We start from the raw sequence: 12119 nt of genomic DNA, 5'->3' as shown, positions 1-12119 counted from the left end.
GCAAGGGCTGCTATGCTCAAGGAACCTCCCGGCCGGCCGATGACCACGACCCATGCGCTTCGCCTTTGTTGCCAGCGAGACCAATGTTGCCCAGCAGGCCCGACGCAAGTTCATCGATCGCTATGGCGACGTACCGCCCGAACAGGCCGATGTCATCGTCGCACTAGGCGGCGATGGCTTCATGCTGCGCACGCTGCATGCCTATCGCGCCCTGCCTGCACCGGTGTATGGCATGAAGCTGGGTCGCGTCGGTTTTCTGATGAACAAGCATCGGCTGGATGGTCTCGACGATCGCATTTCACGGGCTCACGCCGCCGTGCTGTACCCGCTGGAGATGCGCACGGTCGATGCAGCCGGCGAAGTGCATCACGCTTTGGCGTTCAACGAAGTGTCACTGCTGCGCCAGAGCAACCAGGCGGCGCATCTGGAAGTGAAGCTCAACGAGACCGTAAAGCTGACCACCTTGGTGTGTGACGGCATCCTCGTTTCCACGCCGGCCGGCTCTACTGCTTACAACCTGTCCGCACACGGTCCGATCCTGCCGCTGGACGCCAATGTGCTGGCGCTGACGCCGATCAGCCCGTTCCGGCCGCGCCGCTGGCGTGGCGCCATTCTTCCGCACCGTACGCTGGTCACCTTGCGTGTGCTCGATCCGGGCAAGCGGCCAGTCAGCGCCACGGCCGACTATCACGAAGTGCGCGATATCCGCGAGGTGGAAATCCGCCAGTCCGCCGGGCAGGGCGTGCGTCTGTTGTTTGACCCTGAGCACAACCTCGAACAGCGCATTCTGGATGAGCAGTTTGCGCAAGACTGAGGGGCAGGAGTGAGAAAGCAGGAGTGAGAAGTGAGAGAAGAGCTGGAGTTTGCCGGCCTTTTCTCACTTCTCACTCCTCTTCACTCACTTCTCGCCTTTTGCGCTAAATTGAACGCCATGAACCGCTCCCCCAGCGACTTCCACGATCCTTCCTCCACCACGGACAACCGGTTGGTGGTAGCCATCTCCTCGCGTGCCTTGTTTGATCTGGGTGACAGCCATGAGCTGTTCGAGCGCGAAGGGTTGGATGCCTATCGCTCATTCCAGATCGCGCATGAGGACGACATCCTTAAGCCGGGCGTGGCATTTCCGCTGGTGCAGAAACTGCTGGACCTGAACAAGCTGGCGGGCGACAAGCCGCCGGTTGAGGTGATACTGCTGTCGCGCAATTCAGGCGACACGGGGCTGCGCATCTTCAACGCCATCCAGCATTACGGGCTGGAGATCAGTCGCGCTGCATTCACCAGTGGCGCACCTACTTCGGACTATATCGGGCCGTTCAAGGCGGATCTGTTCCTTTCCGCCAACGCTGAAGACGTGGGCCGTGCACTGGCCGCTGGTGTAGCGGCAGCCACTATCCTGCCGTCGGTCGCGCCGCCGCGCGCTACCGAACAGCTGCGTATCGCCTTCGATGGTGACGCGGTGATCTTTGGCGACGAAGGCGAGCGCGTTTCGCGTGAAGAAGGGTTGGAAGCGTTCCATCGGAGCGAGCGTGAGCTTGCCGACGAACCGTTGTCGGTGGGGCCGTTCCGTGGCTTTCTCTCCGCCCTGCATCGACTGCAGGCGGCGTTTCCCGCCGAGGATTCGCCGATCCGTACGGCGCTGGTCACGGCGCGTTCGGCGCCGGCGCACAAGCGCGTGATCCTTACCCTGCGCCGCTGGGGTGTGCGTATCGACGAGGCGCTGTTCCTTGGCGGGCGCGACAAGGGACCATTCCTCGATGCGTTCGGCGCGGACATCTTCTTCGATGACTCACCGGCCAACGTCGAGTCGGCGCGCAAGCATGTCGCAACCGGCCATGTGCCGCATGGCGTGAGTAACCGCTGACCCGTTCCTATTGTAGGAGCGCACTTGTGCGCGACAGGTGCAGCGCGTTGATCTCACGGCATCTGACGGCGCGAGGACATACGGAGTGGTACATCGTGGCGCTGCGGTCGCGCACAAGTGCGCTCCTACAGAATGCAATGCCGCTCAGGGCACGGAGTGGCCCTTGCTCGCTGTCCAGATCGCGTACCAGTCTTGGGCATCGAGGGTAACTTCCAGAGCGGCGACGGCGTCACGCAGCCCTTCGATGCGCCCTGTGCCGGTGATGGGATAGGGGCGCGAGGGATGGCGCAGCACCCATGCAAAGGCCAGGGTGGTGAGGCTGATGCCGTAGCGTTGGGCGATGGCAGTCATTTCAGCACGCACGCGTTGCGCCTGTTCATCCTCGCCGGTAAACAGGCGTCCGCCTGCCAGCGGTGACCAGATCATGGGGCGCGTACCCAGCTGCTGTGCCTGATCCAGCGTGCCGTCATCCAGTGCATCCATCTGTAGCGACGACAGTTCGAGCTGGTTGGTCAGCAGTGGGTGGTGCTGGTGCAACAGGGCAAACTGGCTGGCGCTGTGGTTTGAAACGCCCCAACGCGCCACTTTGCCTTCGCGCGTCAGCGTGGCGAAGGTGTCTGCGAGCTCGGCGGCATCCATCAGATAGTCGGGGCGGTGGATCAGCATCAGGTCGAGCTGTTCGGTGTGCAGGTTTCGCAGCGACTGCTCGACCTGGGCGCGCACATAACCAGCGGAGCTGTCGTAGTAGTTGATGCGATAGGGCAGCCGCTCGGAGCGCAGGCGGATGCCGCACTTGGTGATCAGCTGCATGCGCTGGCGCAGCTCCGGCGCAGCCTTCAGTGCCTCGCCAAACTCGCCCTCGGCCTGGTAGTTGCCGTAGATATCCGCGTGATCGAAGGATGTGATGCCAAGCGCCAGCGCCTGCTCGATCCAGCGCACGCGCTCGGCCACGCTCAGGTTCCAGCTGGTGATACGCCAGAGTCCGGCGACGATGGGGGAGAGCGCAAACGTGGTGGAGGACATGGCAGGGCTGGGCACCGGAGGGATAGGCAGTGTGCCAAGCGGTGCCCATGGATGCCAGCGGACATTACTGTGTCTTGGGTGGTGCAGATGTCGTATCGCTCAGCTGCGCCACCGACCAACCACCGCCCAGGTCGCCAATCAGCGACACCGTATCAAGCAGGCGCTGCTGCTTGACGTTCAGGGCGCTTTCTTCGGTGCTCAGCTGGGTCACCTGCGCCGCGGCCACCGTGGTGTAGTCGACGGTGCCGGCCTGGTATTCGTTGAAGGCGATTTCCGAGCCGCGGGTGGCGTTGCGCACGGCGGAATCCAGCACGTCGGCCTGCTGAGACAGGATACGGAGGTTCGAGAGATCGTCCTCCACGTTCTTGAACGCATTGAGTACGGTGCCGCGATAATTGGCGACGGCCGCTTCGTAATTTGCCCTCGCAACATTCACCTGGCCATGCCTGGCGCCTGCATCGAAGATCGTTTCGCTCACATCCGCACCCAACGACCACACATGGTTCGCGATGCGCAGCAGCCCCGCCAAGGGGGATTGCGCAAAGCCGTCTGCAGCGGAAAGTGACAGGGTGGGGTAATAGGCGGCGATGGCGACGCCTATCGCGGCGTTCTGTGCCGCCATCTCGCGTTCGGCTACGGTGATATCCGGGCGGCGTTGCAGCAAGGTGGAAGGCACGCCAGTCGGTACGCCCGGCAAGTCAGGTAGCGACGTGCTGTGGGGGATGTCCAGCTCCTCCGGATTTTTGCCAACCAGTACCGCGATGGCATGAACGTACTGCGCACGCGCGACGCCCAGTGCAATCAGGCTGGACTGCGCGTTTTCCAGTTGTGTGCGCGCCGTGATCACATCCGAAGGCGGCACGGTGCCGGCCGCGTCTTTATTGGCCACCACGCGCAGAAATTCCTCGTACGCCTTCACCGTTTTCTGCAGCAGGTCGATATTGGCATCGGCGACGCGCAACGCGATCACCGCGGTGGCCAAGGTGGTTTGCTCCAACAGCGTGGCATTGGCCAGCGTAGCTTCACTGGCCTCGGCGTTTGCCTTGCCTTCCTCAACGGTGCGGCGCACCTTGCCCCAAAGGTCCGGAGCCCAACTCACGCTGCCTTCCAGCGAGCCAGCGGTACTGATGGGGCGAAGATGTTCGACGCCGCTGCCAGCACTGCCGGCTGCACTGCGCTGCTTGCTGACCGACGCACCGAGGCCGATGGTGGGAAACAGGCTGCTGCGCGCCACCTGCACATCGGCCAGTGCCGCCTCATAGTTTGCGTAGCTTTGGCGCACCGTCTGGTTGGACACCGCCACCATGGGTTCCAGCTGATTGAGCAGGGGGTCGTTGAACACGATCCACCAATCACCCTTGGGCGCTTCCGCTGCGGGCGCTGCCTGTGTCCAGCCGGGAAGCTCCTTGTATTCCACCGGCACGCTGGCGTCGGGCCGATGGTAGTCCGGTCCGACCATGCAGCCGCCAAGCAGCAGCGAGATGGAGAACGTCAGTAACCTGAGCGGCGTGTTCGTGTTCATGCGCCTGCCTCCGAACGATTCCACGGCAAGCCCTGCGACCAGCGCGAGAGCCTGACGCCCACGCGATCGAGGTAGAGATAGATCACGGGCGTGGTGTATAGCGTGAAGACCTGACTCAAGATCAGTCCACCCATCACGGTGATGCCCAGCGGCTGGCGCAGCGAGGCGCCCTGCCCAAAACCCACCGCAAGTGGCACCGCACCCAGCACGGCCGCTGCGGTCGTCATCATGATGGGGCGCAGACGCACGATGGCGGCCTGATGGATGGCGTCCTGTGGCGCCATGCCTTCGTCGCGACGGAGATGGATGGCTACGTCGATCATCATGATCGCGTTTTTCTTGACGATGCCGATCAGCAGAATGATGCCGATCAGGGCAATCACCGAGAACGGTGTGCCGAAGATCAGCAGGGCCAGCGTGGCGCCGATGCCCGCCGACGGCAGCGTCGAAAGTATGGTGATGGGGTGGACCGTGTGTTCATAAAGAATGCCGAGCACGATATAGACGGCTGCAAGCGCCGCCAGTATCAGCAAGGGCATGGTCGACATCGATTGGGCGTAGACCTGTGCTGCGCCCGCGGTGGCGCCGTGGATGGAGGCTGGCATGCCGAGCTCCAGCGCGGCCTGGTTGATGGCGGCAAGCGCATCACTCAATGAACCGCCCGGCGGTAGGTTGAACGAAATGGTGCCAGCGACCAGCCCGCCTTGATGGCTGACCTGGGTCGCGGTGTGGTTGCTGATGTACGAGGCCAACGCCGGGAACGGCACCATGGTTTCCGCCGCCGTACTATCCGCGCTGCCGCTGGAGCTGCCACCTCGTGCGTTGGAAATGGCATTGGTGAGGAAGTTGGATTGAGCGTCGGCATTGCGTGAATTGGTGTTGGATGCCGGACCTCCTTCCGTGCTTACGGCGGACACCTCGACCACGCCTTTGACCAGGGCCTTCGACATCTGCGTCTGCTGGGTGCCGGTGGGGTTGCCCGCCGCGGTGCTGAAGTGGATACGGTCAAGCATCTGCGGGAATTGCCAGTATTGGGGCGCCACCTCCATCACCACGTAATACTGGTTGAGTGGGTTGTAGACGGTGGATACGGTGCGTTGGCCAAACGCATCGTAAAGCACGCTGTCGATCTGGTTGGGTGCAAAGCTGTAGCGTGCTGCCGTGGGGCGATCGATGTTCACGTAAATCTGCAGGCCGTTCTGCTGCAGGTCGGAATTCACGTCGGTCAACTGATCGCGGTATTTGCCCAATGCGCTGACCAGTTGCGGTATCCATTTGAACAGCGCGTCGGCATCGTCGCTGGTTAAGGTGTACTGGTACTCCGCGGCGGACTGCCTGCCGCCGATATGCAGATCCTGTGCGGCCTGCAGAAATAGCTTGGCCCCTGACACGGCATTGAGCTGGGGGCGCAACCGGTCGACCACTTGCGCCGCTGACAGCTTTCGCTTCGCCAGCGGTTTCAGTTCGATATAAACGTTGGCCGTGTTGAGTGCACGGCCGCCGGTAAAGCCGGCCACCGATGCCACGGCTGGGTCTTTCTGCACGATCGCCTGCAACTGGGCAAGCTTCTTCTGCATGGCCTGAAACGAGATGGCCTGGTCGGCAATGATCTGCCCAATCAGGATGCCGTTGTCCTGCTCGGGGAAGAAAGTGGACGGCACCAGCCTGATCAGAAACACGTTGAGCACGATCAGGCCAATCAAGGTCAGCCCGACCAGCAGGGCGTGATCAAGCACGGCTGTGAGCGAGCGCGAATAGGCGTTCCTGAACCGATCGAACTGACGTTCGTACCAGAGGGCCCAACGGGCTTTGGAGTGCAAGCTGTCACGACGGAGTACGTAGGCCGCCATGGTCGGCGTGACCGTCAGCGAGATGACCAACGACAGCAGGATCGCCACCGACAGCGTGACCGCGAGCTCGTGGAAAAGCAGGCCGATGATGCCAGGCATCAACAGGATGGGCAGAAACACCGCGATCAGCGAGAGGCTCATGGAGATGACGGTAAAGCTGACTTCCGCGCTGCCGACCATGGCCGCCTCGCGCACATCCATGCCGGTTTCGACGTGGCGCACGATGTTCTCCAGCACCACCACCGCGTCATCCACCACGAAACCGGTGCCGATGGTCAGCGCCATCAGTGACAGGTTGTCGATGCTGTAGCCCATCAGATACATCGGCCCGAACGTGCCGATGATCGACAGCGGCAATGCCACTGCTGGTACGAGAATCGCCCGCGGTGACTGCAGGAAAATGTAGACCACGCCGATCACCAGCAGCACCGCGAGGACCAGCGTGCGCTCGGTGTCGTTGACGGCGGCATTGACCGATTGCGAGCGATCCACCGCGATACCGATATGGACATTGCGCGGCAGGGTGGCCTCGATGCCGGGCAGACTTTTGCGTATCTGCGCCACGGTATTGACGATATTGCTGCCGGGCAAGGGAAACACGATCACTAGCACGGCATCCTGGCCGTTGTAGAGGCCGGCGTTGCGAATATTTTCGGCCGAGTCCACAACTTGAGCCACGTCGCGCAGCATCACGGGTGCACCGTCACGATACGCGATCACCAGGTCGCGATAGGGCGCGGCTTTGCTGATCTGATCGTTGGAAAGCACTTCGTAGCGCTGGCCGTGTTCATCGATGTGGCCCTTCACACTGTTGGCGTTCGCCGAGCTGATGGCGGCACGCACGTCTTCCAGGCCAATGCCATAGCTGCTGAGCTGGTCGGGCTCCAGCTCCACGCGAACCGACGGCAGCGCACTGCCGCCGAGCGTAATCTGTCCCACGCCGCTGACTTGCGACAGCTGCTGCTGAATCACCGAATCAGCGGAGTCGTAGAGCTGGGCGCGAGTCAGCGTATCGGAGGTCAGCGCCAGCACCATGATCGGCGAATCCGCGGGGTTGTACTCGCGATACGTCGGGTTGTTACGCAAGGTGGTGGGGAGATCCGCGCGCGACGCCTGAATGGCCGCCTGCACGTCGCGCGCTGCACCGTTGATATCCCGGTTCAGTCCGAACTGCACAACGATGCTCGACGCACCCACTGAACTCTGCGAGGTGAGTTCGGTGACGTCGGCAATCGTGCCAAGGCGCCGCTCCAATGGTTCGGCGACGGTCGACGCCATGATCTCCGGACTGGCTCCCGCCATGTTCGCCTGAACCACAATCACCGGGAAGGTGATGTTGGGCAGTGGCGCGACAGGCAAGTGGAAGTAAGCCAGGATGCCGGACAGCAGAATGGCGCAGGCCAGCAAGGTGGTCGCCACCGGTCGCTGGATGAAGAAGCCGGGGATGCTCATGACGCACCCTCGCTGGCCGGGGCAGCGGGCTTGCGCTGGAAACGCTGCGCCAGACGATCAAAGAACAGATAGATCACCGGCGTGGTGAACAACGTGAGGACCTGGCTCAGAGCCAGGCCGCCGATGATGGCCAGGCCTAAAGGTCGGCGCAGTTCAGACCCGGTGCCGCTGCCGAGCAGCATGGGTAGCGCACCAAGCATGGCAGCCAGCGTGGTCATGAGGATGGGGCGGAAGCGCAGCAGCGATGCTTCGAAGATCGCTTCGTCCGGTGCCTTGCCATGTTGCCGCTCGGCTTCGAGCGCAAAGTCCACGATCATGATCGCGTTCTTCTTGACGATGCCAATCAACAGCACGATGCCGATGATGCCGATCACGTCCAGGTCGCTGCCGGCAATCATCAGCGATAGCAAAGCGCCGATACCTGCTGAGGGCAGAGTGGAAAGTATCGTCAACGGGTGGATGAAACTCTCATACAGCACACCCAATACGATATAGACGGCGACCAGCGCGGCGATCAACAGATACACCTCGCTGGCAAGCGAGTCCTGGAATGCCTGCGCTGCGCCCTGGAATGACGAGGTGATGGAAGAGGGCAGGCGCATGGCCTGTTCCACCCGGTTGACCTCGCTCACCGCCTTGCTGAGCGAGGCGTCCTTGGTCAGGTTGAAAGAAATGGTGACGGCCGGGAACTGGGCGAGATGGCTGATGACCAGCGGCGACTTGGTGATGTGGATGGCCGCGATGCCTTTGAGCGGCACCTGACCACTGCCGCTGGTCTGGCTGGGCAGATAGAGATCGCCCAGCGATTCCACCGTGGGCAAGCTCTCCGGCTTGGCGACCAGAATCACCCGGTATTGGCTGGCCTGCTCGAAGATGGTTGAGACAATGCGCTGGCCCATCGTGTCGTACAGCGCGTTGTCGATGGTGGCGGGCGTGATGCCGTAGCGAGCAGCCAGCTGGCGGTTGACCTCGATATCCACCGCGAGGCCATTGTTGTCCAGATCACTGGTGACATCGGTGATCGAGCTGATCTGCTTCATGCGCGTGATCAGCTCAGGCACGTACTGCTGAAACGCCTGCTGATTCGGTCCACGCAATACGAACTGGTACTGGTTGGGGGATATGCGCGTATCCAATGTCAGATCCTGCTCAGGCTGCAGATACAGCTTGATACCCGGTATCTTGGCCACCTCGCCCTGCACGCGCCTGGCGATTTCCGCGGCTGTCAGCGAGCGCTCGTCGCGCGGCGTCAGGTTGATGAGGAAGCGCCCGTTGTTGAGCGTGGTGTTGGTGCCGTCGATGCCAACGTAAGAGGTAAGGCTGATGACATCCGGGTCCTTGAGGATCACTTCCGCCAGCGCGGCCTGCCGACTCTCCATGGCGGCGTAGGACACCGAGTTGTCCGCGATGCTGATGCCCTGGAGCACGCCGACGTCCTGCACCGGGAATAGACCCTTGGGGATGATCACGTACAAGATGAAGGTGAGCGCCAGCGTGGCCACGAAGGTCAGCAGGGTGGCCGTCTGCCGGGCCATCACAAACGTCAGACCGCGTTTGTACGCCTCCAGCGTCTTGTTGAAGAGGCGCTCGCTGATGAGCTCGAACCGGCTCGGATGACGATCGGCCTGCGCACGCAACAGTCGTGCACACAGCATCGGCACTAAGGTCAGCGACACCACGGCAGACAGCACGATGGTTACGGCCAGTGTCACCGCAAACTCGCTGAAGAGTCGCCCGATCACGCCGCCCATAAACAGCAGCGGGATCAGCACGGCGATCAGCGATACGGTGAGCGAAACAATGGTGAAGCCGATCTGTCCCGAGCCTTCCAGCGCTGCTTCCAACGGCGTTCGGCCTTCTTCCAGATAACGCACGATGTTCTCGATCATCACGATGGAGTCGTCCACCACGAAGCCCGTAGCGATGATCAGCGCCATCAGAGACAGGTTGTCGATCGAGTAGTTGAGCTGATACATCAATGCCAGCGTTCCGATCAGGGAAACGGGCACGGAAATGCTGGGAATCACCGTGGCCGGCACGTTGCGAAGAAAGACGAAAATCACCAGCACCACCAGCACCACGGCCAGCACCAGTTCAAAGGCTGCATCGGACACGGAAGCGCGGATCACACCGGTACTGTCCGACACCACTTGCACGTTCATACCCGCCGGCAAGGTCGATTCCAGTTGCGGCAGCACCTTCATGATCTGGTTGACGGTGGCGATGACGTTGGCACCGGGCTGACGCTGCACGTTGAGCACGATGGCCTGGGTCTTGTCGTACCACGCGCCCTGTTCGGTGTTTTGCGCGGACTGGCTGACGCGGGCCACGTCGCGCATGAATACGGGCGCGCCGTTTTGGTAGGCAATCACCGTATCGAGGTAATCCTGCGGGTCCTGGATCTGGTCGTTGCCGTTGATGGTGTAGTTCAACTCCGGCCCGTCGAAGTTTCCTTTGGGCTGACTGACATTGACGTTGGCGATCAACGAACGCAGGTCGTCGATATTGATGCCGTAACCGGCGAGCTTCTTAGGATCAGCCTCGATGCGAATGGCCGGTACATTGCCACCCGCTGGCGTCACCAGGCCCACGCCCGGCACTTGGGAAATCTTGGCGCCGAGGCGGTTGTTGGCAATGTCCTGCAATTGCGGCAACGACATCGACGCCGATGTGACCGCCAGCGTGAGAATGGGTTGATCAGCTGGATTGACCTTGGCGTAGGTCGGCGGTGCGGGCAGGCCTGTAGGCAGCAAGCTGTTGGCAGCGTTGATGGCTTCCTGCACGTTCTGTTCGGCCACATCGAGGTTTAGCGCCAGATCGAACTGCAAGGTGATGATCGATGCACCCGCCGAGCTGTTGGAGGTCATCTGCTGCATGCCGGGAATCTGGCCCAGCTGTACTTCCAATGGCGCGGTCACGGTGGTGGCCATGACCGTGGGGCTGGCGCCGGGATAGAAGGTCTGCACCTGGATGGTCGGGTAATCGACATTGGGCAAGGACGACACGGGCAGGAAACGCATCGCGACGAGGCCCACCATCACAAGGGCGATCATCAGCAGCGAGGTAGCCACCGGCCTGAGTACGAACAGGCGCGAGATGTTCATGCGGTCGCGCGCCCGTTACTCACGACGGCACAGTGGCGTGTGCACGCTGGCCGTCCTGCGGTGGGTTTTGCGCAGGTGTGGCCGGCGCGTGTTCCGTGGCACGGGGCCTGGTGGTGGCGATCCTGATCTTCGCGCCGTCGCTGAGCCGATCCATGCCGTCGGTCACCACCTGCTGGCCGGCGGTGAGGCCGGTCAAGATCACGGTGTGCTTGCCATCGCTCGGCCCCGGCGTCACCGGATGCACCGAAACCGTCTGGTCCGCATTGACCAGGTAAACGTAATGGCCCGGCGCGCCGCTCAATACCGCAGGCGTGGGCACCAGCACGGCGTTCTGCAAGGTATTGACCAGCAGCTGCACGTTCACGAACTCATTGGGGAACAGCACTTCGTCATCATTGGGAAGGCTGGCGCGCAAGGTCACCGTGCCGGTGCTGGTCGCCATCTGGTTGCTGAGTGCAAACAGCGTGCCCGTGGCAAGCTTTTTGGTGTTGTCGCTGTTGTAGACCGTGACAGGCAGTTTCGCGCCGCTGTTCACCCGTTCCAGCACCCGCCCCAGTGCATTCTGCGGCACCGTGAACTGCACGGTGGTCGGCTTCATGGTGGTAATAGTCACGATGCCTGGCGAGGTCGACTGGGTGACGAAGTTGCCGGGATCGACCAGTCGCAAACCCACGCGTCCGGCTACAGGTGCCGTGATGTGGCAGTAGTAGAGATCGAGCTCGAACTGCGCGATGGACGCGAGATCGGCCTTTATCGTGGCCTCGAGCTGCTGCACCGTGTACTTCTGGTCGACGTAGGTCTGCTCGGCGATCGAGTTCTGCTGGTGCAATTGCGTAAAGCGTGCGAAGTCGGAGCGTGCCAGCGACAGGCTGGCCTGATCCTTCATCAGTTGCGCTTGTGCCTGCTGCTTGCCGATTTCGAACTGGCGCGGGTCGATCTGCGCGAGAAACTGGCCTTTCTCGACATCCTGGCCTTCCTGATAACCGACGGCCACCAGATAGCCGCTCAATTGCGGCAGCACATTCACCGTGGCGATCGGTGTCACCGTGCCCAGCGCGTTCAGGATTTCGGGCATGGAGCCCAGGGTGGCGGTGGCGGCGCTCACTACTTGCGGCGGCGCGCCTGTCTTGGCCTTGCCACCGCCGATGATATGGATGGCCACCAGCACGATCAGTGCGATGGCGACGAGCAGGGCGATCAGCAGCCCTCGACGCTTATGGAATGGCCCGACCGCTTTCGGGGTTTCGGCACTCATGCACCATCTCCCAGCGATTCATTGCACAGCTCGCAATATCTGTCGAAATACT

General features: G+C 61.9%; 7 protein-coding genes. 2 read left to right on the top strand and 5 right to left on the bottom strand.

What is annotated here, in order from left to right; all coding sequences use genetic code 11:
* Positions 1–52: 52 nt before the first annotated feature.
* Entirely contained in the window at positions 53–814 is a 762-nt protein-coding gene (locus tag AC0GUR_RS05945; protein ID WP_472876550.1) for an NAD kinase, read from the top strand.
* Between the two features lie 117 nt (positions 815–931).
* The gene (locus AC0GUR_RS05940) at positions 932–1861 is read left to right on the top strand and encodes a 5'-nucleotidase (RefSeq protein ID WP_472876549.1); all 930 of its coding nucleotides are present in this window, start codon (positions 932–934) and stop codon (positions 1859–1861) included.
* Positions 1862–2005: 144 nt separating this feature from the next.
* On the opposite strand, the gene AC0GUR_RS05935 is transcribed toward AC0GUR_RS05940, so the two are convergent.
* From AC0GUR_RS05935 to AC0GUR_RS05915, 5 genes are all read right to left on the bottom strand, one after another.
* Positions 2006–2884 carry an aldo/keto reductase gene (locus AC0GUR_RS05935; protein ID WP_472876548.1) on the bottom strand — a complete coding sequence of 293 codons (879 nt, stop codon included), beginning with the start codon at positions 2882–2884 and terminating at the stop codon, positions 2006–2008.
* A gap of 64 nt (positions 2885–2948) precedes the next feature.
* Positions 2949–4406: an efflux transporter outer membrane subunit gene (locus tag AC0GUR_RS05930; protein WP_472876547.1), complete on the bottom strand. Its 1458-nt coding sequence runs from the start codon at positions 4404–4406 to the stop codon at positions 2949–2951.
* Positions 4403–7708: an efflux RND transporter permease subunit gene (locus AC0GUR_RS05925; protein WP_472876546.1), complete on the bottom strand. Its 3306-nt coding sequence runs from the start codon at positions 7706–7708 to the stop codon at positions 4403–4405. The genes AC0GUR_RS05930 and AC0GUR_RS05925 overlap by 4 nt, the downstream gene beginning before the upstream one ends.
* Positions 7705–10812 carry an efflux RND transporter permease subunit gene (locus AC0GUR_RS05920; protein ID WP_472876545.1) on the bottom strand — a complete coding sequence of 1036 codons (3108 nt, stop codon included), beginning with the start codon at positions 10810–10812 and terminating at the stop codon, positions 7705–7707. Before AC0GUR_RS05920 ends, AC0GUR_RS05925 begins: the two co-directional genes overlap by 4 nt.
* A gap of 19 nt (positions 10813–10831) precedes the next feature.
* Positions 10832–12067, bottom strand: a complete 1236-nt coding sequence (locus tag AC0GUR_RS05915; protein WP_472876544.1) for an efflux RND transporter periplasmic adaptor subunit — start codon at positions 12065–12067, stop codon at positions 10832–10834.
* Positions 12068–12119 lie beyond the last annotated feature (52 nt).

The organism is Dyella sp. PARNA 12/25, from assembly GCF_055702865.1.
This window is presented reverse-complemented; position numbering and strand designations above follow the sequence as displayed.

Coding starts and splice junctions, on each gene's coding strand:
- AC0GUR_RS05930 (WP_472876547.1), bottom strand. CDS start 4,406: ATGAACACGAACACGCCGCTCAGGTTACTGACGTTCTCCATCTCGCTG.
- AC0GUR_RS05915 (WP_472876544.1), bottom strand. CDS start 12,067: ATGAGTGCCGAAACCCCGAAAGCGGTCGGGCCATTCCATAAGCGTCGA.
- AC0GUR_RS05940 (WP_472876549.1), top strand. CDS start 932: ATGAACCGCTCCCCCAGCGACTTCCACGATCCTTCCTCCACCACGGAC.
- AC0GUR_RS05920 (WP_472876545.1), bottom strand. CDS start 10,812: ATGAACATCTCGCGCCTGTTCGTACTCAGGCCGGTGGCTACCTCGCTG.
- AC0GUR_RS05935 (WP_472876548.1), bottom strand. CDS start 2,884: ATGTCCTCCACCACGTTTGCGCTCTCCCCCATCGTCGCCGGACTCTGG.
- AC0GUR_RS05945 (WP_472876550.1), top strand. CDS start 53: ATGCGCTTCGCCTTTGTTGCCAGCGAGACCAATGTTGCCCAGCAGGCC.
- AC0GUR_RS05925 (WP_472876546.1), bottom strand. CDS start 7,708: ATGAGCATCCCCGGCTTCTTCATCCAGCGACCGGTGGCGACCACCTTG.